At 74.2% G+C, this 23,733-nt stretch carries 17 protein-coding genes; 10 read left to right on the forward strand and 7 right to left on the reverse strand.

Features of this window, described 5'->3' with window-relative positions; translation table 11 throughout:
• Window positions 1-32 precede the first annotated feature (32 nt).
• The 6 genes from HTV45_RS26105 to HTV45_RS26130 all read left to right on the forward strand — a co-directional run bounded on the left by HTV45_RS26105 (window position 33) and on the right by HTV45_RS26130 (window position 5,765).
• On the forward strand, window positions 33-1,199 hold the full coding sequence (locus HTV45_RS26105; protein ID WP_215208325.1) for an FAD-binding oxidoreductase: 1,167 nt from the start codon (window positions 33-35) through the stop codon (window positions 1,197-1,199).
• Window positions 1,196-1,495 (forward strand): (2Fe-2S)-binding protein, encoded by a 300-nt coding sequence (locus tag HTV45_RS26110; protein ID WP_215208326.1) that lies wholly within the window; start codon window positions 1,196-1,198, stop codon window positions 1,493-1,495. The genes HTV45_RS26105 and HTV45_RS26110 overlap by 4 nt, the downstream gene beginning before the upstream one ends.
• Window positions 1,485-3,002: an NAD(P)/FAD-dependent oxidoreductase gene (locus HTV45_RS26115; protein WP_215208327.1), complete on the forward strand. Its 1,518-nt coding sequence runs from the start codon at window positions 1,485-1,487 to the stop codon at window positions 3,000-3,002. Before HTV45_RS26110 ends, HTV45_RS26115 begins: the two co-directional genes overlap by 11 nt.
• On the forward strand, window positions 2,999-3,889 hold the full coding sequence (locus tag HTV45_RS26120; protein ID WP_215208328.1) for a dihydrodipicolinate synthase family protein: 891 nt from the start codon (window positions 2,999-3,001) through the stop codon (window positions 3,887-3,889). Before HTV45_RS26115 ends, HTV45_RS26120 begins: the two co-directional genes overlap by 4 nt.
• 15 nt (window positions 3,890-3,904) lie before the next feature.
• The gene (locus HTV45_RS26125; RefSeq protein WP_215208329.1) at window positions 3,905-4,906 is read left to right on the forward strand and encodes a proline racemase family protein; all 1,002 of its coding nucleotides are present in this window, start codon (window positions 3,905-3,907) and stop codon (window positions 4,904-4,906) included.
• A 178-nt stretch (window positions 4,907-5,084) separates the two neighbouring features.
• Entirely contained in the window at window positions 5,085-5,765 is a 681-nt protein-coding gene (locus HTV45_RS26130; RefSeq protein WP_215208386.1) for a GntR family transcriptional regulator, read from the forward strand.
• Window positions 5,766-6,301: 536 nt separating this feature from the next.
• On the opposite strand, the gene HTV45_RS26135 is transcribed toward HTV45_RS26130, so the two are convergent.
• The 7 genes from HTV45_RS26135 to HTV45_RS26165 form a co-directional block, all read right to left on the reverse strand.
• Complete coding sequence (locus HTV45_RS26135) at window positions 6,302-7,114, reverse strand: ABC transporter ATP-binding protein (RefSeq protein ID WP_215208330.1); 813 nt, start codon at window positions 7,112-7,114, stop codon at window positions 6,302-6,304.
• A 20-nt stretch (window positions 7,115-7,134) separates the two neighbouring features.
• Entirely contained in the window at window positions 7,135-7,914 is a 780-nt protein-coding gene (locus tag HTV45_RS26140; protein ID WP_215208331.1) for an ABC transporter permease, read from the reverse strand.
• Window positions 7,911-8,684 carry an ABC transporter permease gene (locus HTV45_RS26145; RefSeq protein ID WP_215208332.1) on the reverse strand — a complete coding sequence of 258 codons (774 nt, stop codon included), beginning with the start codon at window positions 8,682-8,684 and terminating at the stop codon, window positions 7,911-7,913. Before HTV45_RS26145 ends, HTV45_RS26140 begins: the two co-directional genes overlap by 4 nt.
• Window positions 8,681-9,652 carry an ABC transporter substrate-binding protein gene (locus tag HTV45_RS26150; RefSeq protein WP_215208333.1) on the reverse strand — a complete coding sequence of 324 codons (972 nt, stop codon included), beginning with the start codon at window positions 9,650-9,652 and terminating at the stop codon, window positions 8,681-8,683. Before HTV45_RS26150 ends, HTV45_RS26145 begins: the two co-directional genes overlap by 4 nt.
• Window positions 9,653-9,849: 197 nt before the next feature.
• Window positions 9,850-10,788 carry a PDR/VanB family oxidoreductase gene (locus HTV45_RS26155; protein ID WP_215208334.1) on the reverse strand — a complete coding sequence of 313 codons (939 nt, stop codon included), beginning with the start codon at window positions 10,786-10,788 and terminating at the stop codon, window positions 9,850-9,852.
• Window positions 10,785-10,955: a hypothetical protein gene (locus HTV45_RS26160; RefSeq protein ID WP_215208335.1), complete on the reverse strand. Its 171-nt coding sequence runs from the start codon at window positions 10,953-10,955 to the stop codon at window positions 10,785-10,787. The genes HTV45_RS26155 and HTV45_RS26160 overlap by 4 nt, the downstream gene beginning before the upstream one ends.
• Window positions 10,952-12,022, reverse strand: coding sequence for an aromatic ring-hydroxylating dioxygenase subunit alpha (locus tag HTV45_RS26165; RefSeq protein ID WP_215208336.1), 1,071 nt, complete (start codon window positions 12,020-12,022; stop codon window positions 10,952-10,954). The genes HTV45_RS26160 and HTV45_RS26165 overlap by 4 nt, the downstream gene beginning before the upstream one ends.
• Window positions 12,023-12,225: 203 nt before the next feature.
• Between HTV45_RS26165 and HTV45_RS26170 the strand changes: the two genes are divergently transcribed.
• The 4 genes from HTV45_RS26170 to HTV45_RS26185 all read left to right on the forward strand — a co-directional run bounded on the left by HTV45_RS26170 (window position 12,226) and on the right by HTV45_RS26185 (window position 23,717).
• Window positions 12,226-13,107: a DUF4132 domain-containing protein gene (locus tag HTV45_RS26170; protein WP_215208337.1), complete on the forward strand. Its 882-nt coding sequence runs from the start codon at window positions 12,226-12,228 to the stop codon at window positions 13,105-13,107.
• 40 nt (window positions 13,108-13,147) lie between these two features.
• On the forward strand, window positions 13,148-18,169 hold the full coding sequence (locus HTV45_RS26175) for a DNA-binding protein (protein ID WP_215208338.1): 5,022 nt from the start codon (window positions 13,148-13,150) through the stop codon (window positions 18,167-18,169).
• 110 nt (window positions 18,170-18,279) lie between these two features.
• Complete coding sequence (locus tag HTV45_RS26180) at window positions 18,280-21,852, forward strand: DUF5682 family protein (protein ID WP_215208339.1); 3,573 nt, start codon at window positions 18,280-18,282, stop codon at window positions 21,850-21,852.
• Window positions 21,852-23,717, forward strand: coding sequence for a hypothetical protein (locus tag HTV45_RS26185; protein ID WP_215208340.1), 1,866 nt, complete (start codon window positions 21,852-21,854; stop codon window positions 23,715-23,717). The genes HTV45_RS26180 and HTV45_RS26185 overlap by 1 nt, the downstream gene beginning before the upstream one ends.
• The last annotated feature ends 16 nt before the right edge of the window (window positions 23,718-23,733 follow it).

Here is a 23,733-nt window from a genome sequence, read left to right on the forward strand (position 1 = left end):
CCCGCAGATGTGCTGTGTGACATAGTACTGCTGTGAGCGAGCCGCTGACCTGCGATGTCGTGGTGGTGGGTGCCGGGATGGCGGGCGCCGCCTGCGCCCTGTACGCGGCCCGGGCGGGCCTGGACGTCGCCGTCGTGGACCGGGGCCGCGTGGCCGGCGGAACCACCGGCGCGGGTGAGGGAAACATCCTCGTCTCCGACAAGGCACCCGGCCCTGAACTCGAACTGGCTCTACTTTCACGCCGGTTGTGGGCAGAAGTGGCTCAGGAACTGGGCCCGGCGGTGGAGTACGAGGCCAAGGGCGGACTCGTCGTCGCCGGGACATCCGAAGCCCTGGACGGGCTGCGGACGTTCGCGGACGCACAGCGGGCCGCCGGGGTGGCGGCCGATCCGGTCCCCGCGGACCGGCTCCACGACCTCGAACCGCGTCTGGCGCCCGGTCTCGCGGGCGGAGTCCACTACCCGCAGGACGCGCAGGTGATGCCCGCCCTGGCCGCCGCCCACCTGCTGCGCGCCTCCGGGGCCCGGCTGCTCACCGGCCGCGAGGTGACGGAGGTCCTGCGCACCCCCGCCGGCACGGTACGGGGGGTGCGCACCGACCGCGGCGATCTCCACGCCCCCGCCGTGGTCAACGCGGCAGGCCCCTGGGGCGGCGAACTCGCCGAACGCGCCGGGGTGTTCCTGCCCGTCCTGCCCCGACGGGGTTTCGTGCTGGTCACCGAGCCACTGCCACCCCGTATCCGGCACAAGGTGTACGCCGCCGACTACGTGGCCGACGTCGCCGGTGACTCCACCGCGCTGACGACCTCCCCGGTGGTGGAGGGAACGGCCGCGGGTCCGGTGCTGATCGGCGCCAGCCGGGAAAGGGTCGGCTTCGACCGGTCCCTGTCCCTGCCGGCCGTACGGGCTCTGGCGGCGGGCGCGACCCGCCTGTTCCCGTTTCTCTCCGGCATCCGGGCCCTGCGCGCCTACGCGGGCTTCAGGCCCTACCTTCCCGACCACCTCCCCGCGATCGGGCCCGACCCCCGGGCACCGGGCCTGTTCCACGCCTGCGGTCACGAGGGCGCGGGTATCGGGCTGGCCACCGGCACCGGCCTGTTGATCGCCCAGGCGCTGACCGGACACACACCGGACCTGGACCTCGCACCGCTGCGTCCGGACCGCTTTCCCGACCGCTTCGAGGCAGAGGAGACCGAGTGAATCCGCTGGAGTGTGCCGGTGTCCGGCCAGGACCCGCCTTCGAGGTCACCTTCGACGGACGGCGGATCGAGGCACTGCCCGGCCGCACCGTCGCCGCCGTGCTGTGGGCGGCCGGCGTCACGTCCTGGCGTACCACCCGGAACGGCGGACGCCCTCGCGGGGTGTTCTGCGGCATCGGGGTGTGCTTCGACTGCCTGGTGACCGTCAACGACCGTCCGGGACAGCGCGCCTGCCTGGTGCCGGCGCGTCCGGGCGATGTGATCCGCACCCAGGAGGGGACGGGGCATGCGGACTGACCTGGCGGTGATCGGTGCCGGACCGGCAGGCATCGCAGCCGCCCTCGCTGCGGCCGCGCGCGGCGTGCGGGTCGCCCTCGTCGACGCGGCACCGGAGCCGGGCGGACAGTTCCACCGGCAGCCCGCCGCCCCGCTCCGTGCAGAACGCTCCGGGGAACCCCACCGGCGAAGGCGCACCTGGACCCGGTTGCGGGACGGGCTCGCCGCGAGCTCCGTGCGCGTGCTGGCGGAGCACCATGTGTGGTGCCTGGAGCGGGAGCCGGACGGACTCACCGTGCACGCGCTGTTCGGGCCGGAACAGGAGGAGCCGGCCGAGGTGCGTGCCACCGCCGTGCTCCTGGCCACCGGCGGATACGAGACCGTCCTGCCCTTCCCCGGCTGGACCCTCCCCGGTGTGCTCACCGCGGGGGGCGCCCAGGCCATGCTCAAGGGCGGCCTCGTCGTCCCCGGCCGGACCGCCGTGGTCGCCGGTACCGGGCCGCTGCTGCTGCCGGTGGCGACCGCGCTCGCCTCGGCGGGCGTGACGGTCGCCGCCCTGGTGGAGTCCGCGGACCCCCGGCGCCTGGCGCGGCATGCCGGAGCACTGACCGGCAAGCTGCCCGAGGCCGCCGGGTACGCGGCCCGGCTGCTGCGGCACCGAGTGCCGTTCCTCGCCCGCCACACCGTCGTCCGCGCGCACGGTGGCGGTACCTCCCGCCCGGACCGAGCCGGGAGCGGGGGAGACCGGCTGACCGGCGTCACGGTCGCCGCGCTCGACGGCCACGGCCGCGTCCGGCCCGGCACCGAACGCCGGCTGCCCTGCGACACCCTCGCGGTCGGGCACGGCATGCTCCCGCACACCGATCTCGCGCTGAGCCTCGGCTGCCGGCTCGACGGGTCGGCCGTGGCCGTCGACGGCGAACAGCGCACCGGTGTACCCGGCGTCTGGGCGGCGGGCGAGGCCACCGGCGTCGGCGGCGTGGAACTCGCCCGGGCCGAGGGGCACATCGCCGGCCGTTCGATCGCCGCCCGGCTGCGCGGCACCACGCCGGACCCGGGGGAGTGGGCGCCTGCCGCCAGGGTCCGCACCCGGCTGCGCCGAGGTGCGACAGCCCTCGACGCCCTGTACGCCCCGCCCGCCCACTGGGCCGGCCAGGTCACCGACGACACGGTGATCTGCCGCTGCGAGGAGGTCACGGCGGGCGCCGTCCGCGAGGCGCTTGCGCTGGGGGCCGGGGACACCCGGACGGTCAAGCTGCTCACCCGGGCCGGTATGGGCTGGTGCCAGGGCCGGGTGTGCGCACCGGCCGTCGCGGGCCTCGCCGGATGTGAACCCACCCCGGACCGGCGTCCGTTCGCCCGGCCCGTGCCCCTGGGCGTACTCGCGGCACAGCACGAGCCCGGAGCGGGCGGCCCCGACGGGACCGGGAGTACGGGCGGCACCGACCGCACCGACGGCAGGAACAGCGCGACCGGCACCGGCAGTACGGACCCCACGCACCGCACACCGAGAAGAGAACCCTCATGACCGACCACCGCCCCTGGCGCGGCGTCCTCGTCGCCACCGCGCTGCCGCTGAACGACGACCTCTCCGTGAACCACGACCGCTATGCCGAGCACTGCGCCTGGCTGGTGGAGAACGGCTGCGACGGTGTCGTGCCGAACGGCTCCCTCGGCGAGTACCAGGTGCTCACCCCCGAGGAGCGCGCGCGGGTCGTCGAGACGGCCGTCGCCGCCGTCGGCGGGGAGCGCGTCATGCCGGGCGTCGCCGCCTACGGCTCCGCCGAGGCCCGCCGCTGGACCGAGCAGGCGGCCGAGGCCGGCTGCCGGGCCGTGATGCTGCTGCCGCCCAACGCCTACCGCGCCGACGAGCGTTCCGTGCTCGCCCACTACGCGGAGGTCGCCCGGACCGGGCTGCCGGTCGTCGCCTACAACAACCCCATCGACACCAAGGTCGACCTCGTACCGGAACTGCTCGCCCGGCTGCACGGCGAGGGACACGTCCAGGCGGTCAAGGAGTTCTCCGGAGACGTCCGCCGCGCCTACCGGATCGCCGAGCTGGCCCCCGGTCTCGACCTGCTGATCGGCGCCGACGACGTCCTGCTGGAACTGGCCGTCGCCGGGGCCAGGGGCTGGGTGGCCGGTTACCCGAACGCCCTGCCCAGGTCCTGTGTGGAGCTCTACCGCGCCGCCGTCGGCGGTGACCTCGAGACGGCACGGCCGCTCTACCGGCAACTGCATTCCCTGCTGCGCTGGGACTCGCGCGTGGAGTTCGTCCAGGCCATCAAGTTGTCCATGGACCTCGTGGGCCGTCACGGCGGGCCCTGCCGTCCGCCCCGCGTCCCGCTGGAACCGGGGCAGGAGGCCGCCGTCCGCGCGGCCACCGAGCAGGCCCTCGCGGCCGGACTGGCGTAGGGGAGGAGCCCGCCGATGCGCAGCAAGCTCGTCCTGCACGCCGTCGACTCGCACACCGAGGGCATGCCGACCCGGGTGATCACCGGCGGGATCGGCACGCTCCCCGGCGCGACCATGAACGAGCGTCGCCTGTACTTCCGTGAACACCGCGACCACATCAAGCAGTTGCTGATGAACGAGCCCCGTGGGCACTCAGCGATGAGCGGCGCGGTCCTCCAGCCGCCGTCCCGGCCCGACTGCGACTGGGGGGTCGTCTTCATCGAGGTATCGGGCTACCTCCCGATGTGCGGGCACGGCACCATCGGCGTGGCGACGGTACTCGTCGAGACGGGCATGGTCGAGGTGGCCGAACCGGTCACCACCATCCGTCTGGACACCCCCGCCGGGGTCGTCGTCGCCGACGTGGCGGTGAGGGACGGCGTCGCCACCGGCGTGACCCTGCGCAACGTCCCCTCCTTCGCCGTCGGCCTCGACCGCGAGGCGACACTGCCGGACGGGCGGACGGTGACGTACGACCTCGCCTTCGGCGGCAACTTCTACGCCGTCCTGCCGCTGGACCGGCTCGGGCTGCCCTTCGACCGGTCCCGCAAGGACGACATCCTCGCCGCGGCCCTGTCCCTGATGGACGCGGTCAACGCCGCCGACGAGCCCGTCCACCCGGAGGACCCGACCATCAGAGGCTGCCACCACGTCTATCTGGCCGCACCCGGCTCGACCGCCCGCCACTCACGGCACGCCATGGCGATCCACCCGGGCTGGTTCGACCGCTCGCCGTGCGGCACGGGCACCAGCGCCCGTATGGCGCAGCTCCACGCCCGCGGCGAACTTCCCCTGCACACCGAGTTCGTGAACGAGTCCTTCATCGGCACCCGGTTCACCGGCCGGCTGCTCGGCACCACCGAGGTGGCCGGCCGCCCGGCCGTCCTGCCCACCATCACCGGGCGTGCCTGGATCACCGGCACCGCACAGTACCTGCTGGACCCGCGAGACCCCTTTCCGGCGGGGTTCGTGCTATGAGTGCCGGAGCCGAAGCCGACACCGGGTACGTCCGGACCGCCGGGCACACCGGGTACGTCCGGACCGCCGGGCACACCGGGCACGTCCGGACCGCCGGGCACACCGGGTATGTCCTGAACACCGAGCGCGCATGAACACCCCGAAGGCCGAGACTTCCATGAACACCGGGACCGCCTCCATGAAGTCCGTGCACGCCGGGAACAGCCCCGGCCTCTCCCCGCTGGGCGGCCGTACGCCCAGCTTCCGCGAGCGGGTCGCGGAGGCGTTGCGGGCCGCGCTGATCGCCGGTGAACTGCGCCCCGGCGAGGTGTACTCGGCCCCCGGGCTCGCCGCCCGCTTCGGGGTCTCGGCCACCCCGGTGCGCGAGGCGATGCTCGACCTCGCCAAGGAGGGGCTGGTCGACACCGTGCCCAACAAGGGGTTCCGGGTCACCGCCGTCTCCGACCGGCAGCTCGACGAGTACACCCACGTCCGGTCCCTGATCGAGACCCCGACGACGGCGGAGCTGGCCGCCACCGCCGACCCGGTGGCGCTCCGGGCGCTGCGTCCGGTCGCCGAGGAGATCGTCACCGCCGCCGCGGCCGGCGACCTCATCGCCTATGTCGAGGCCGACCAGCGCTTCCACCTCGGGCTGCTGGCCCTCGCGGGAAACGCCCACCTCGTCGAGGTGGTCCGGGACCTGCGCCGGCGGGCCCGGCTGTACGGGCTCACGGCGCTGGCGGAGCAGGGGCGGCTGGAGGCGTCGGCCGAGGAGCACCTGGAGATACTCGACGCGCTGCTGGCCCGGGACACGGAGGCCGTGAGGGCGGTGATGACCCGCCACCTCGGACATGTCCGGGGGCTGTGGGCAGCACCCTGAGCGGCGCATTGCGGCACATTGCGGCACAGCGCAAGCCGCTCGCGCATCGTGCGTTGCTCGTGCGTTCATGACACGACGACGTGCTGGGGTGGCGAAGAAGGCCCCCGGCTGCCCGACTTCACCGAGGGCCGGGCCCCGCACCCGTACGTGGACCGCGACGGACTCCACGACATCCACCGGGCCCGGCGGGCCGTCGCCGACGAGTACGGGGCTGTCCCCGTGCGGACCTGCCCGCGACCCTCCCCGCCCACACCGCACCGCTTCTCGCCGGCGGCCCCCTGCGCCCCGATGGACGGCTGCCGAAGGACACCGCGGTCCGGCCGCGCGCCCGACCCGAGAGGGTCGGCCGCGTGGCCACGCGGTGTCCGCACGGCCCGCCCGGGACCCGCGCGGGCCGGGAGGAGCGGCGTCGGGGGCCCGTCGTACGCGGTGGCGGCCGATTCCATGGATCACCGCGTCGAGGCGTCCACCCGTCACGACGGGGGTTGCCGGCCGGAGACGGCGTCCGCCGCGCCGGTGCCCACGCCACCGCCCGGTCACGCGGTTCGGCCGGGCGGCGGCGGATCCGTCTTCGCCGTGGAGCCGGCGCGCTTCGCCGTCCGGATCTGCTCGTACACCCGGGTCCGCAGCTCGGCGAAGCGCGGCGCCACGCGGGTGTGCAACTGGTCCCGGTCGGCCGGGAGATCGATGGTCAGCTCCTCCTGGACGACGGTGGGCGAGGCCGACAGCACGAGCACCCGCTCGCCCAGGTACACCGCCTCGTCGATGTCATGGGTGACGAACACGACGGTGATCCGGCGCTGCCGCCACAGCCGCCGCACCAGATCCTCCAGATCGGCCCGGGTCTGCGCGTCCACCGCCGCGAACGGCTCGTCCATCAGCAGCACGTCCGGTTCGTAGGCCAGGGCCCGCGCGATGGCGACCCGCTGCTGCATCCCACCGGACAGCTGCCACGGGTACGCACCCGCGGCGTCCGCCAGTCCGACCGAGGCGAGGGCGTCCGCCACCAGCGCCCGCCGCCTCACCCTGCCCAGGTCCTTCTGTCTCAGGGGCAGTTCGACGTTCTGTCCGACCCGCATCCACGGGAACAGACTGCGCCCGTACTCCTGGAAGACGAACGCCGTCCCGGGCGGCGGACCGACCACCTTCCGCCCGGCCAGGTACACCTCCCCGGCCGTCGGCCGGAGCAGCCCGCCCACGCACTTCAGCAGGGTCGTCTTGCCGCAGCCGGACGGGCCGACCAGACAGACCAGTTCCCCGGCCGCCACGGTGAAGGTCAGATCGCCCACCGCCTCGGTCCGCCGCCCCGACCCCTCGTACACCTTCCGCAGGCCGCGTACCTCGAGCATGGACCGCCCTTTCACCCGTGTCACCGAAGCCGCCGGGCGGCGGCGCGCGAACCGTGGTACCAGCCGAGCATCCGCCGCTCGACCAGCCGGAAGAGAACGGAGAGCACGAAACCGAGGAGACCGAGCAGCAGGATCCCGCTCCACATGTCGGCAATCGCGAAGGACCGCTGGAACTGCACGATGGTGAACCCGAGCCCGTTGCTCGCGGCGAACATCTCGCTGATCACCATGAGGATGATGCCGATCGACAGCGCCTGCCGCAGCCCCGCGAAGATCCGCGGCCCCGCCGAGGGCAGCACCACGGCCTTCAGCCGGGCGACGCCGCCGACGCCGTAGGAGCGGGCCGTCTCCGACATCACCGGGTCCAGGGCCCGGACGCCCTCGACCGTGTTGAGCAGCACCGGCCACACACAGCCGCTCGCGATGACGACGATCTTCATCGTGTCGCCGATCCCGGCGAACAGCATGATCACCGGTACCAGGACCGGCGGCGGCACGGCCCGCAGGAATTCCAGTACCGGCTCGCACGCCGCCCGCAGCCGCCGGCAGGAGCCGATCAGGGTGCCGAGCGCGACACCGGCGACCGCGGCCAGTGCGTACCCCGCGGCGAGCCGCAGCACACTGGGCAGTACGTCGCCGCGCCACCGCTCAACGGTCCACACCCGCGGGAAGGCCTCCAGGATGGTCTCGAGCGGCGGCCAGTACACGTCCTCGCTGCCGGCCGAGGACACCCACCAGGCGGCCACCAGCGCCACGGGCAGCGCGCACACGGACAGCAGCCGGAGCAGCAGACGCCTCACACCGCCACCTCCCCGCGCACCGACTGGTGCCAGGCCAGCGCCCGCCGCTCCACCGACCGGGCCCCGACGTTGATCAGCAGTCCGAGCAGACCCGCGACGACGATCAGCGCGTACATCTCCGGGACGGCCTGCGAGGTCTGCGCCACTGCGATCCGCGCCCCCAGCCCGGGGGCCCCGATGACGAGTTCGGCGGTGACGGTGAGAATCAGCGCCACCGCCGCCGCCAGCCGGACCCCGGTCATCACATAGGGCAGCGCGGTCGGCCACAGCACATGCCGGATCCGCGCCCAGGCGCCGAGTCCGTACGACCGCGCCGTCTCCTCGGCGACCGGGTCCACGTCCTGGACCCCGTACAGCACCTGGATCAGCACCTGCCAGAACGCGGCGTACACCACCAGCACCAGCACGGAGCCCAGTCCGGTGCCGTACAGCAGCACCGCCAGCGGGATCAGCGCGACCGACGGGATCGGGCGCAGGAACTCGATCGTGGACGCCGTCGCCTCCCGCAGATACGGCACCACCGACACGAGTACCCCCACGACGACGCCCGCGCCGACCGCGATCGCCAGCCCCAGTGCCCATCCGGTGAGGGTGTCGCCGAGCGCGGTCCAGAAGGCGCCGTCCCGCAGTTCCGCGCCCAGCGCCCCGGCGACGCGGCCGGCCGGCGGGAAGTACTCCTCCTTGACCAGGCCCAGCCGTGGCACCGCCTCGGCCAGGGCGAGGAACGCCGCCAGTCCGGCCGCCCCCAGCGCGGCGTTCCCGCCTCTCACGGCAGCAGCTTGTCCAGGTCCGGCTCCTTCTTGAACAGGCCGTCCCGCGTGCCGAGTTCCGCCAGTTCCGCGATGGCGGCGCGGTCGGGCTCGGCCGGCCACTTCGGCAGGGTCACCTTCGCCAGCACATCCGCCGGGATCTTCGTGTACGTCGTGACGATCGCCCGCACCTCGTCGGGGTGGGAGTCGGCGTACGCCAGGGACTCGGCGGTGGCCTCCTGGAACTTCCTCACCGTCTCCTGGTTCCTCTGCGCGTACCGCGTGGAGGTGAAGTACATGGCGACGGTGAGGTCCGGGGCGATGTCGACCATGGGAGAGGCGATCTCCCGGCCGCCCTGGTTCTTGACGGTGGCCAGCGCCGGCTCCACCACCATGGCCGCGTCGATGCGCCCGCCGTCCAGCGCGGCGGGCATCTGGTCGAAGGCCATCTCGACGAAGTCCACCTCGTCGGGGTCGCCGCCCGCCTCGCGTACCGAGGCGCGCACCGCCGTCTCGTTGATGTTCTTCAGGGTGTTGATCGCGACCTTCCTGCCCTCCAGGTCCTTCGCCGATCTGACGGTGCTGTCGCCCTTCACGGTCAGCGCCGCGAAGTCCCTGCCCACCTCACCGGTCGAGGCGATGCCGTTCGCCACCGCCTGCACCGGCACGTCGCTGGACTGGGCGATCATCAAGGACGTGGTGTTCGAGAAACCGAAGTCGAGCTGCCCGCTGGCCACTCCGGGCACGATGGCGGCTCCGCCCTGCGCGCTCGAGAACTCCAGTTCCAGCCCGCGCTCGCTGAAGAACCCCTTCTCCTGGCCCAGATACAGCGGAGCCACATCGACGATGGGGATGATCCCCACCGTCACCGTGGTGGTGCCCCCGGGGGAGCCGGACTCGTCCGGCTCATCGGAACCGGAGGAGCCGCAGGCCGTCACGGCGGTGAGAACGGCGAGGGAGGTGAGGCCGATCAGCAGACGACGACGCATGTGGGTGACTCCCGCGGTGGGACCGGACCGGATACTCCGAACAGGCTGTGCGCGAAGAGAGCGAGGTGCTGATCGGGAACGTAGGGCCCGAGCCGAAGCCAGGTCAATGCCCGCGTCCGGAACGGTTGTTGACCGTTCACCCACGCACGGCGGCCGGCGGACGTGCCGGCTCGGCGTGCGCGGGCGGCACGGCCCGGTCACAGGTCCAGCACGAGCCTCGGTCCCCGGCAGCGGGAGACACAGATGAGCATCGTCTCCCCGGCCGCCCGTTCGTCCTCGGTGAGGACCGAGTCACGGTGATCGGGCTCGCCCTCGAGCACATCGGTCTCACAGGTGCCGCAGGTGCCCTCGGTGCAGGAGTACAGCACCTGGACGCCGGCCGCCCGCACGGTGTCGAGCACCGAGACGTCCGGCGGTACCCGCAGCGTCCGCCCGCTGCGGGCCAGGACCACCTCGAAATCGCCGTCGGTGCCGGTGTCGTGCTCCGCCGGGCTGAACCGCTCCACCCGCAGCACCCCGGCCGGGCACCGCCGGGCCACCGCGTCCAGCAGCCGCCCCGGGCCGCAGCAGTAGACAAGCCCGCCCGGTGGAAGGCCGTCCAGCGCCGCGGGGAGATCCAGCGGCCCCGCCTCGTTTTCGGGGACGAGGGTGACCCGCCCGCCGTACCGGCTCAGTTCCCCGGCGAACGCCATGGAAGCGCGGGTGCGTCCGCCGTAGAGCAGCGTCCAGTCGGCGCCCGCCGCCTCGGCCGCGGCCAGCATGGGCAGGATCGGGGTGATGCCGATACCGCCCGCGACGAAGCGGTAGCGGGGGGCCGGTTCCAGGGGGAAGCGGTTGCGCGGTCCGCGCGCCCGCACCGTCGCGCCCGGCCCCAGCCGCCGGTGCACATGCGCGGAGCCGCCGCGCCCGTCCGGCTCGCGCAGCACCGCGATCCGCCAGCCGGCGCGGTCGGCCGGATCCCCGCACAGCGAGTACTGCCGCTCCAGTCCCGGGGCGAGCAGCAGGTCGACATGGGCGCCCGGTTCCCAGGGCGGGAGCGGGGCGCCGAGCCGATGCCGCAGGGTGAGGACCACCACGTCCTCGGCCGCCGGCTCCCGCCGTTCGACGACCAGTTCGATGCTGTCGTGCTCGGTCATGCACCGGCCTTCCGCGGCCTGTGCCCCTGCGGATGGGCGAGCATCCAGTCCCACATCTCCACCGGGTCCCGCGTGGTGTGCTCGCGTCCGCAGTGACAGGTGCCGTGCAGCAGATCGGTACCCGGCTGCCAGTCGACCCGGTAGACCTCGCCGGTGATCTCGCTCATCGCACGTTCTCCACAGGCTTGTTGCCCTCCTCCACCAGCCGGGCGAGGATGCGTCGGGCGGCAAGCCCGCCGGTGTCGATGTTGATGCTCAGCTCCTGGTAGCCGGTGCGCTCGGTGCCGAGGCTGCGCTGCAGCAGATTGAGCGCGTCGACGTCCTGCATGACCACCGTGCGGTTGCTGCTCCGCAGGAACTCGCTCACCCCGGTGTCGTCGGTCGCCCAGTCCCGGGAGACCGCCCAGAAGTCGTACACCCTGCCGTCGGCGGCCGGGGTGATGGCGTAGGTGATCTCGGTGTGGAAGCCGTGCGGATCGCTGCCGTCGGACTCCGGCAGTACACCGGCCGGGGCGATCCTGCTGTGCAGCAGATACAGGCACGGCGCGTGGTACTCGATGTCCTGCCAGCGCGTGATCCGGCCCTCGATGCCGGTCGACCGGGCGTAGAACGGCGGGCACTCGGCGTCCTCCATGCGCCGGCTCACCCGGACGATCCCGGCGCCCTCGTCGACCTCGGTGGTGATCGGGGTCTCGGCGACCTCGGGGGTGCCGATGTACCCGCCGTGCAGATAGGTCTCGTGGGACAGGTCGAGGAGGTTGTCGACGAGCAGTCCGTAGTCGCAGTCGACGGGCTCCATGCCCCGTACGGTCGTCCAGCCCGGGGAATCCAGATGCCGGGCGCGCGGGACGCTCCCCCGGTCGGCGAGCGCCGGGTCGCCGATCCACACCCACACCAGTGAGTCCCGCTCGACGACGGGGTAGGAGGCGACGCGCGCGGTGCGTGGCACCCGCTTCTGGCCCGGCACGGACACACATGTGCCGGTGGTGTCGTAGGTGAACCCGTGGTACCCGCACACGATCCGGTCCCCGTCGAGCCGTGTCGGTGCCTCCGACAGCGGGTAGCGGCGGTGCACACACCGGTCGTGGAGCACCACGGGAGTGCCGTCCGCCTCGCTCCGGTAGAGCACCAGCGGCTCCCCGAGCACGGTGCGGCCGAGTAACTCCCTCCCCACTTCACGGCTGTAGGCGGCGACGTACCACTGGTTCCTGGCGAAGGCCGTCATGTGCGGCATCGGTGCGGCTCCCTTCTGCCGTCGGTGGTGGCATCGTCCGGCAGGTGTCACGGGGTGGCAATGGGTCGTCCCTCCCCAGGGGTGCGACGGGCACTGTCGGTGGGTCCCCCTACTCTTTCGGTCAACGTCACCGCGGGGCGGGCCGGTTGGGCTCGCAGGATGCGCTGTGCCGGTTTCCGGATGGTGGGAGAGGCGAAGTACCCATGGGTTGGCTGTCAGCGGGCGACACCTACGAAGTCGCTCTGGTGGACGGGCGGGTGGTGGCCCGGAGCGCGTCGGCGGGGGCCCCGGCCGGGCAGGAGCCGAAGCAGGGGAAAACCCTGCCCGCGGGGCTGCGGGACCGCCCCGAGGTGATCGGACTCCAGAGGTTCGCCGAGTGGCTGGACCGGCACGCCGCAGAGTGTGCGGCCCAGGTCACCACCTGGATGGTGTCCTCCCTGCCGGTGCCGGCCGGTCTGCTGGCCCGGGTCTGGCCCGACGAGGCGTGGCAGGCGGCGCTGCGCGACGTCGTTGTTGTCGGTGACGGACCCGACGACGTCGGCTTCCTGCGCGATGCCGACGGCTCGGGCGCGCTGCGGGTGGTGAACCTGGACGGCGAGACCGTCCGCCTGACGCCCCGCACCGTGACCCTGCCGCACCCGGTCCTCCTCCCCGACCTCGAGGAACTGCGCACGTTCGCAGCGGAGTCGGGCATAGTCCAGGGCGTCGAGCAGATCGACCGCGCCACCTGGCACAGACCCGGGGACCTCGACGGGGCCGCCGCGACGGTCCGCGAGTTCGCCGGCGCCGAGTACCGCTCGTGGTTCCACCTCTCCGCCCGCGCCACGTCCCTCGGCTACACGGTCTCCGGCAGCAGCGTCATCGACCGGATCCGGGATGCCGGGCGTATCTTCACCGCTTCCGTCGGGATGAGCGACCCCTACGCAGAGGAGCAGGCCTGGACCGGTGACCTCGCCTGGAGCGACGAGGACGGGCACCGCAACCTCCCGCTGACCGAGGTCGGCCCGGTGGCCTGGTCCGAAGGCATGCGCATGGCCGCGGCTCTGCACGCCGGCCGCACCGTCCCCGCGGACGGCAACCGGTGAACGGCACGGCGGTACGCGACTCCACGAAAGGCACGCGATCATGAACGACGGGACGAAGCGGGACATGGCGACGGCGGACGTGGAGGAACTGCTGCGCGCCGGCGCTGTACTGCCGCCGGGCACCGCCGGGGGCGGTGAGCGGGCCGTGCCCATGTTCGCCCAGGCCTACCGCCATCCGGGCCTGGACGGGCGGATCGTCGTCCGGCTGACCGCCGAGGACCACACCGGCGACCAGAACTCCGGCTTCCTCGGACTGCGGCCCGAGGGCGACCCGGTGGAGATCGGGGTCGGGCAGCACCGGGCCCTCGGCTTCCCCGACTGGGTGCTGGCCCGGCACCCCTCGGACGGACACCTGGCGATGTCCCTGGTCGAGGAGATGGACAAGGTCGCCCGCACGGTGAGGTCGAGGGCGAAGAAGGCTCGCGCCACCTACGAGGCCATCGGCGAACGGCTCGCCGGCTCCGTACCCCACTTCCTGCCGACCTTCTATGAACAGGCCGGCCGGGTGTTTCTGGCCGCCGGCCAAGGTGCCTACGCCTCGCAGATGTTCGTCAACGCCCGCAAGGCCGAGACGGCGCACGCGCTGCCGTTCGACGAAGCGCGCATGGACGCCGTCTTCCTGGAGTTCGCCCTCGGCGACGCCGTACCGACGAAGGTCCTCTCCAGCTACGCCAAGGGACTCTCCTCCCGTGTCCCGGCCGCCACCGCGTTCCGGCATCTGCGCGGCCTCTTCGTCCGGCTGGCCGCGCACGGGCTGCCCCCGTCCAGCCCGGGAGCGACCGACCTGCGCAGACTGGCGAAAGCGGCCTCGGGCCGGAACGCGCAGGCGGAGGAGATGTCCTACCTCCGCGAGATGCTGGCCCTGCCCGGCACGGTCAAGGCACCGCCCGGCTGGTGGAAGGCCCACCGTCAGGCACTGGTCCAGCTGACCCGGCAGGAGCCCGCCGCCCGGGGCACGCTGCTGGGACTGCTCCCCGCCGGGTGGGAGCGGGAGGAACTGTCCCAGTGGCTCGACCTGCTCGAGCAGTCCGGCGCCACCGCCGGACTGTGCGACAGCACGCTGCCCGCCGAGGAGCGTTCCCCCGACGGCACGGCCGGCTGGCTGCGCAGATTCGTCGCCCTGTGCGGAGCCGACGGCCATCACCCCGCACCACAGGGGCTGTACCCGCTCGTCGACCGCATGGCCGGGGTGCTGCGTGCCGGACTCGAGGCGGCCGCGGACACGCTGGCACCCCCGGTCGGTGATGTGGACCTGCTCGACCAGCTCCTGTCGCTGGGCATACCGGTGGCGGCGCCGGAGAAGCGCCGTTCAGGGCTGGCCCTGGGCGCCTGGGCGGCCCGCGACGGGCGGCGTGACCTCCTGGCGCTGGCCGCCGACAGCCGCTTCCACGAGCAGTTCCGGCGCGGCTGTCCCGACAACCTGTTCGGGGACAGCAAGCGCACCGTCCTCACCCTGGCCGCGTCGCCCGGCGGACGGCCGATGCTCGCCGCCTGGGTGGCCGAGGTCTGCCGGAGGTACCTCACCAGCGAACTGCCCGGCCACTCCGGCGCCCTCAGAACGCCGGCCTGGCTGCCGGGAGAGGTGCTGGCCATCGCCGAGGACGAGGTACGCCGGGCGCTGGCGACCGGTGTCGCGCCCGCCCTCGCCCGTACTCTGCGCACCGGCATCCTCGACGAGCTGGGCTGGCCCGCCTGGGACGAGGCTCTGGAGGCCCTCGCGCCGGAGGGGCCCGCCAGGAGCGTGCTCGTCGCCGACGCCTGGCCCCATCTCGTCGTCCTGGCCCGCGGACAGGCCCGGGTGATCGGCGCGGAGGGCACGGTCCTCACCCACGAGCTGCGCCTTCCGGACGAGGTGCGGAAGAGCCTCTGGCAGGTCGACTGCCACTACGTGGACGGCGAGTTGCTCGTCGCCTGGGACACCTACCAGACCGGGTCCCAAGGCTACTGGCACCACACCGCGGACGCACCGCCGCTCGCCCTCGCTCTCCACGGTTCCTCCCTCACCACGGTGGACGGGGACAGGCGGCACGACGACGACATGGCACCCGTCACCCTTCCGCTGCCCGGCGGCGGCCGCACCACCGGCGGCGGTGTGCTGCGCCGAGGGGACACCGCCGTTCCGGGGCGGGGGAAGATCCTGAGCGACGGTACGTCGTACTGGGTGCATGTCTGGGACAGGGACACCCGAACCCTGGCGTGGTGCCCCTACGACCCGGGCAGTGACACGACCGGCGCACCCGGAGCACCGGAATGGATCGCCACAGCGCTGTCGGACGCGCCGGAGGGCAGTGAGCTGAGCGCCGCCTGGCTGCGTCCCGGTCCGTCCGCGGCGGACGGACCGGTGTGCGCCCCCGTCGACGGGGTGCTCGGCTGGCGCGTGGTGAAACTGCCCGACGGCTCACGACGGGGCGAGGATCTGTCCGGACGCCCGGTCCTCGTGCCGGCCACGAGGGACGGGACACCGCGCCACGCGCTGCGGTTCCCCGGCGCCGATCGGCTCCTCGCGGTAGTCCGGTTCTGGGACGGCGTCGAACTGCTCGACCCGGACGGCACGACGGTCGCCCGGGTCCCGAAGGACCACAGCTCCGGCCCCTTCACCGCGGGCACCGTGCTGCTGCCGCCGTTGCGCTACTGGCACCAGCTCCAGCCACGAGACCCGCAGGGCTCCGCGGCGCTCCGCCAGGTCGGCGAGGACACGGCGGCGGCACTTCTCGCCGCGGCCCTGGAGGAGGGGCCGCGGGACACCGAGGGCCAGGACGAACCGGGGACGGACCTGGCCGGGCCCGGCGCCGGCCTGGTGCCTCCGTTGGTCCGCACCCTGCTCCCACAGGTCGGCCACGAGGCACTGCGCGCGGGTATCACCGGGGTGGTGCGGCTGGCCGCCGAGCAGCAGCGCATCCTGGACGCGGCGCGCGCCCGGCTCGACGCCGCGCTCGCCGGGATCGTCGAGCAGAAGCCACGGCGCGGGACGGGCGACGCACTGCTCGAGGCGGCCCTGAACGGGGTCGGCGTCACCGGCCGCGCTTGGCGTGCCTCGTACTACGACTCCCGGCAGTTCGTCCACGCACTGCCGGGCCTGCTCGGCCGGTCGATGCGAGGCCTGGCCGAACCGGTTCCCGCCGGCCGGACCCACGTGGAGCTGGACCGGCAGGAGCCGCTCGACCACCTGGACGCCGTGGCCCTGCCCGTACTGCCCGCGATACTGGCGCTGCGGGCCGGCTGCGAGGTCACCGCGCCCGAACCCCGGGCGGTGCTGGACGAGTTCCTCGAGGAGTTCGACGCGCAGGGCCTCACCGACCTGGACCCGGGCCACTGGCGGTGTGTGCGGCTGCGGCTGGACCCGGGCCTGTTCGAAGGACCCGACGCCATCCGGGGGTACACGGACGCCACCGTGCTGAACCTCGACGGCGGGGCCTTCCTGCTCTTCCCGGACCGGCCGCACTTCTTCCTCGACGACTGCAACGTGGACGAGCCCACGGGCAGGCACTACGGGGCGCTCTTCCACGATCCGTCCGGCCGGTTCGAGGTACCCGCGCCCTACGCCCTGCTGGCCACGCGGCCGTTCGTGCCCGAGCCGACCCGGCCGGCCGGCTGGGCCGCGGCGTTCCGGGCCGAGCTCGCCGAACACGGCCCGGCGCCCTGGTTCCCGGCGGCCGCCGAGGAGTTCGCACGGCTCACCGGCATCACTGCGACCATGGCCCGGCTGGTCGTCGCGGGGCTGCCCAGGGTCGACGACAAGCGCGAGCCGGTACCCGCCGCGACCCTGAAGGCGATCGGGGTCAAGACGGCCGACGCGCGGGTGGCCAAGGACGAACTGAAGTCCCTCGACGCGAGCGCCCGGCAGGCCGTCGTGGCGGCGCTGCTCCCCGACGACCCGTCCCGGCTGTGGTCGGACGGCCCCGACGCCGCCCGCGCGGCAGAGGTCTGGAACGAGCGCCTGGGGCGGCGCACATCCGTCCCCGAGGACGTGCTCCACGAGGCGGTCCGCACGGTGGTCTCGCCGGGATGGGCACCGGCCGCGGCGTTGTGGGGAATCGCCGGCCTGGCCGACGAGCCCCGGCTGACCCGGGACCGCGCCTGGACGTTCGGCTCCTACACGGTCGAACCCGCCGACCCGCGGCCCGGTTTCGACAACAGCGTCCTCAAGGGCGCGGTGACCCTGGCCGCATGGCTCGCCCATCGTCTCCCGTCCGGCGACCCGGTACGCGCCGCACTGCCCGGCGTCCTGACCGCGCTGCGCGACCGGCTGGCCCACCCGGGTCTGCTGCTCCCTCTCGACAGACGCAGCGACTGGGAGGTGTACCGGCAGGCAGCCGGAGACCCCACGGAGACCGGCGACGATTTCGTGCGCCACGGCGCGGTCGTCCTGGGCACCGGGCGGTCCGAAACGATCCCCGCCGTCCGGACGGCACTGCTGGACGCGTCCGGACAGGACCCGCACCTGACGGCACTGCTCACCGGCGAACGGCCGAACGCCCAGGAGACCGCGCTCCGTCTGGTGCACGACCGGCCGTACGCCGAACTCCTCGCCGACCCGGGCAACCCGGTGGCGGGCGAGCGCGACGCGGACGGCCTGTGGTGGCCGCAGGACCCCGCCCGGTCCGTACCCGACCTGGTCACGGAGGTGGCCGAACAGCACGGGATCGGTGAGGACGCCGCCGTCCTCTACCTGATGCTGCTCGCCATGCCCGACCCCACCGACCGCAACACCGCCCGCTGGACCGGCTGGGGCACACAGCGGGGCGGAACGGCCAGACTCCGGGCCGCCCGCGCCGAACTCGCCGCCACCGACCTCGTCATCGAGGGCAACCGCTCCAAGGCCGGACGCTCCCTGTTCCTGCCCGGCGGCTGGACCCAGCTCACCAAACCGCACCTCCCGCTGGAGCGGTGGAAGCTGCCGATGTACGAGCTGATCGAGGGGGAGGAGCCCGTGCTGGGCGTCGTCGTGCCGCTCCGGCCCGTCGCCGGTCTCTACCGCCGGGCCTGGCAGCGGATCCAGGACGGGGACGGACCGCAGCTGGAGGAACTGGAGGTGCCGCGGCCGAGCAAGCGCCGCCGCTGAGCCCCGCCGGTCAGGCCGGGCCCGTCCGGAACGGTCACGACCGGAAAGAACACAGAGAGGGGGACGGCCGTCGCGCACGGCCGTCCCCGCCGAACCGCCCGCTGGGACCCATGAGCACCTCCGACAAGACGGCCGCACCCGCGGACCGCACCCGCCCGTATCTCATCGGCGTACGGCACCACAGTCCCGCCCTGGCCGTCGCCGTGCCCCGGCTGCTGGACGCCGCGGACGCCGAGGTCGTCTGCGTCGAACTGCCGGCCGACTTCCAGCCGTGGCTGCCGTACCTCGCCGATCCGCGCACCACCGCACCGGTGGCACTGACCGGCGCCCACGAGGACGGACGGCTGCACTTCTACCCCCTCGCCGACTTCTCGCCGGAACTCGCCGCGATCCGCTGGGCACGGGAGCGTGGCGCGGAGGCGATCTGCTGCGATCTGCCCCTCGCGGACCCGGTACGGACGGCCGGCCCGGCAGCGGGTGCGGCAACCGGCGGGAACGGGAACGGAGTGGACACGGACGCGCTGTGGGAGCGCACCGTGGAGGCGTCGGCCCCCGGCAGCACCCCGGAGGCCGTACGCCGGGCCGCGCTCGGCTTCGGCCGGCTGCTGCGCGCGGACGTACGGGCCCGCGGCGGGCTCACGGCCGTCGACCTCGCCCGCGAGGCGTACATGCGCCGGGTCGTCGCCTCCTTCGCGCAGCGCCGGGTGGCCGCCGTGACCGGCGCCTTCCACACGCCCGCCCTGGCCGACGGGGAGGAGCGGGACGACACCGGCGAGCCCGCCGCACCCGTCGGCGGGGCGGGCCCGGCGGTCGTCACCTCGCTCGTGCCGTACGCCGCCGCCCTGCTGGACCCACGCTCCGGCTACCCGGCCGGTGTCCGCGACCCCCGGTGGCAGCAGGCGGTGCTCGAGGCCGGAGGCGACCCCGCCCGGATACGCGACACCGCCGCCCGGCTCGTCACCGAGATCTGCCGGGAGATCCGCGCGTCCGGCCACACCGCGGGCACCGGCGAGGCGATCGAGACCCTGCGGCTCGCCTGCGACCTGGGCAGTCTGCGCGGCCTTCCCGCCCCCGGCCGCGGCGAACTGCGGGAAGCGGCGGCATCCGTACTGGGCCGGGGCGGGCCCCTCGACCGTGCCCTCGAACCGGTGCTGGTCGGCGCCGGACGCGGCCGGCTGGCTCCCGGCACACCCCGGTCCGGACTCGGACCGTGGGTGGAGGCGGAACTCGCCTCACTGCGGCTGCCCGGACCGCACAGCCCCGCCCGCCGGGAGCTCCGGCTCTCGCCGCTGCGCTCCCCCCTCGACGCCCGGCGCGAAATCCTGCTCCAGCGGCTGAATGCGTGCGGGGTGGGCTACGCGGAACCGGCCCCGGTGTCCGCCACCGGGGAGGGCAGCGCGATCACCACCCGCTGGGGGGCCGCCTGGACCCCGTCGGTCGCCGCCCGGCTCGACCTGGTGGGCGTCAGAGGCGTCACCGCCGCCCAGGCGGCCGACGGCACCCTGCGCGAGAACCACCGCCGGGCATGCGACTCCGGCGGAGCCACCCCCGCCCGGGTCATCGGCCTCCTGGAGGCCGCGGCCCGGTGCGCACTGCCCGCTCTGACCGGCAAAGCCCTCACGGAGGCCGCGAGGATACTGCCCGGCGCGGCCACCCTTCCTGAACTCCTGCGGGCCCTCGACCTGTTGGAGTCGATACGCCGGGAACATCTGCCCGGCACCACCCCGCGGACCCGCACCCGGGCGGCCGTGCTCTGCGACACCCTGCTGGAAGCCGCCGTCCGTGCCCTGCCAGGGCTGGCCGGCAGTGACGAGAAGGAGGACGCGGCCGCCGTCGTGACCCTGGCCGTCCGAAGCGGTGAGGACCGTCTCGGCCTGCGCCTGGACAGTGAGTTGTACGCGCTCTCCCGCGACGGTTCGTCACTCGTGCAGGGAGCGGCCCTCGCCGCCCGGGTGCTGCTCGATCTCGACGGCTCGGACCTGCTGGGCGGCAGGGCGGCCGGCTGGGTCGACTCGGCGACGACACCGGACGGCCGGCACCGGCTGGAACGCCGGCTGACGGGTCTGCTCATCGCCGCCGGACCCTTGATCGAGTCCGCACCCACGGCCCTGGACCCGCTGCTGGAGCGGGTCGAGACGATGAGTGACCGGCACTTCCTCGACCGGCTCACCGCCCTGCGCGGAGGCTTCCGGGCGCTGACCCCGGACGGCCGGGGCCGGCTGTTGACGGCCGTGACCGGCCGGCTCGGTGACCGGCCCGACCTCCGGCTCGCCGCACCCGCCGAACTGACCGGCCGGTGGGCCGAGGCCGACCACGCGGGGTTCGCGCTGCTATGCGAGGTGGGACTGGCGGGGCTGCTCGCGGGGGAGGCGAGCGTCGTGAGCGCAGGAGCGGTGAGTCCCGTGCTCACCGGAGCGGCGGACCCCGGCACGCCCGTCGCGGACGGGCGCCCCGAGGCGAGGAGGCCGGTGCCCGGCGGTGGCGACGCCGAGTGCGGGACACCGCGGCTCGGCCCCACGGACCGCTGGCGGCTGCTGCTCGGCCTTGAACCGGCGCGACTGCCGCCGCGGTTGCTGCCCTACAGCCAGGCCCTCGACGAGCTGTTCGGTCCGGACGGGCAGGCGGACGAGGGCGCGGGGGAGGCGGGGGAGGCGGGGAACACGGACGACGGCGCGGCAGAGGCGGCCGGGGCCGGCGGAGGCGGCACGGACGAGCTCACCGGCGGCCAGGACGACCCCGGTTACCCGAGCGTCCGGCACTGGGCCGAGCACCTCCAGGTCCTCTTCGGCGCGGAGATCCGCGAGGAAGTCCTGGGACGCGCCGCGGCGAACGGCCGAACGGACGTGATCGCACACCTCGATCCCGCGTCGGTCCGCCCGTCCGTGGAACTGCTCTCCGCCGTGCTCACGCTCGCCCAGGGCATGCCCGAGCAGCGGATCGCGCATCTGCGTCCGCTGGTAGGACGGCTCATCGAGGAACTCACCCGCGAGCTCGCCACCCGGCTGCGCCCCACCCTGACCGGTCTCAGCACACCCCGGCCCACCCGGCGTCCCGGCGGCCGGCTCGATCTGGCCCGGACCCTGCGGGAGAACCTCGTCCACAGCCGCCGGCGGGAGGACGGCGGGGTCGACATCATGCCCGTACGACCGGTGTTCAGGACACTCACCGCCCGGCAGAACGACTGGCGGCTGATCCTGGTCGTCGACGTGTCGGGGTCGATGCAGGCCGCGGTGATCTGGTCGGCGCTGACCGCCGCCGTACTGGGCGGCGCGCCCATGCTCTCCACGCACTTCCTCACCTTCAGCACACGGGTCGTCGACCTCACCGACCGGGTGGACGACCCGCTCTCGCTGCTGCTGGAGGTGAGGGTCGGCGGCGGGACCCACATCGCGGCGGGCCTCGCGCACGCCCGCACACTGGTGAAGGTGCCGAACCGCACGCTGATGGTGGTCGTCAGCGACTTCGAGGAGGGATTCGGGGTCGACGGCCTGCTGACCGAGGTCGAGTCCCTGGTCGGTTCCGGTGTCCAGCTGCTGGGCTGCGCCGCTCTGGACGACGAGGGGGTTCCCCGCTACTCGGTACCGGTCGCCCGGCAACTCGTCGCCGCCGGAATGCCGGTGGCCGCCCTCAGTCCTCTCTCGCTCGCCCGCTGGGTGGGCGAACGCGTCCGCGGAGCAGCCTGATGAAGCATCCCCTCCCGCCTGCCCTGCCGGAGGTGGTCGCCCTGGCGGTGGAGAGTCTGACCACGCGTCTGCGGGGCCGGCTCGACGCGGCCGTCGGGGCGCTGGCCGGCACCGAGGTCACCGCCGAGGCCGGAACCCTGCGGGTGCGGTGCGGCGAGGACACCTGGGTCACTCTCACTCCCGACCCGTCCGGCGCGCTCAGCGAAGCCGGACACGTCGACTGCACCTGCCTGTTGGCCCCGCGCTGCCTGCACCGCGCGGCGGTTCTGACGTCCTGCCCGGTCGCCGACACGAAGCGGCACCCCCCGGCACCGGCCCCGCCCGCCGGTCACGCGTCCGCCGCAGCCCCCGCCGCAGCCCTCGCCGCAGTCCCGGCCACCGCTTCCGCCGGCCCCTCCGCCGAGCAGGTCCGGGCCGCCTCCGGGCTCTGGGCGGCGGCCGCGAGCGTGCTGTCCGCCGGAACCGGCGGCGCGGGAGCGGTCCTCCGGGCCGAGCTGCTCCGCGCCGCCCACACGGCTCGTCTCGCGGGGCTCCACCGGGCGGAGGCCGCGGCGCTGGACGTGGTGTGCCAGGTGCGGGACGAGCACGACCCGCACCGGCCGCGCGCCCTCGCCGCGTCGGTGGCCGCGCTCCGTGAACTCCTCCTCGTCACACACCGGTTGCGGACATCCGACCCCGATCCGGCGCTGATCGGCACCGTCCGCCGGCTGCACCGCCCCGACGGGCCGCTGCGGCTCTACGGCGTCTGCCGTGAACCGGTCATCGGTCCCGACGGCCTCGGCGGGGTGGTCACCCACCTCGTCGACGACGACGGCCACTGGTACACGCTCCCCGACGTCAAGCCCGGCGGACCGGCCCGCGCCCGCCGCGCGGGCGACGCCCACGTCGCCCTCCGGACCTTCCTGAGCGACCACTTCCGGCTCTCCCGCGGCGGCCTCGTCCTCACCGGCGCGGCCGTCGCCCCGGACGGCCGGCTGCTGCCGGAACCCGGCGTCCGTGCCACCTTCGCCGCCGGACGGCCCTGGGCGGTCACCGCGCGGGTGGCGCCGGCCGGCGGCGAACGGTTCCCGGCGCCCCCCGCGCCCGGCTCCGACGGAGCCGGACCGGCCGGGCCGGCCGGACCCCTGACCGTCCGCGACCTGGAGGTCGCCGGCGCGGACGGCCAGGACCTGCTGGCCCGGGTCCTGCCCGAGCCTGACGACCGGGTCCTGCCCGAGCCTGACGGCGGGCTCGTCCGGCTGACCCCCGCCCACCGTCATCCCGGCCTCGAGCACACCGCCAACCTCCGGCGGCTCGGCGCCCGCCCCGGGCTGCGGATCCGGGTCGCCGGCCGGGTCGAGCCCGACCGCGTGTCGGTCCTCCGCCCGCTCGCCGTCGCCCCGGTGCCCGGTACCGGGGCGACCCTGCGCCTCCCGCACGCCTGGCAGGGCCGGGCCGATCTCGGCTACGACACGCTCCACGACGACCACTTCCCGCCGGACCTGCCCGCCCTCCCGTGCGGTCCCGCCCCGTCCGGCGCCGACGCACCCACGGGCGACTCACCGCTCTGGCGCATGCGCGCCCTGGTCGAACTGGCCGTCGCGGGCGGACGCCGGGCCGCCGCCGAGCCCGCACGCGACGGCGTTCACCCCGAACACGCCGCCGCGCTGCACCGCGCCGGTTTCGTCAACGGCGCGCGCCTGGCCGCCGCCCTCGGTGCGGTGGCCGCGCACCGCACCCGCGACGCCTTCGGCCGTCTCGACGACGGCGGACCCGACCGGTACGCGGCCCAGTGGCTCGCCACCGCCGTCTACCTCGACGGCACCGAGGCGGCGCTGCGCAGGGCGAGTTGGCACGAGTACCCGGCTCCGGAGGCCAACGGCTAGGCTGCCCAGGAGCTCG

Source organism: Streptomyces sp. CHD11, from assembly GCF_018638295.1.
In the GTDB taxonomy this organism is placed as follows: Bacteria; Actinomycetota; Actinomycetes; order Streptomycetales; family Streptomycetaceae; genus Streptomyces.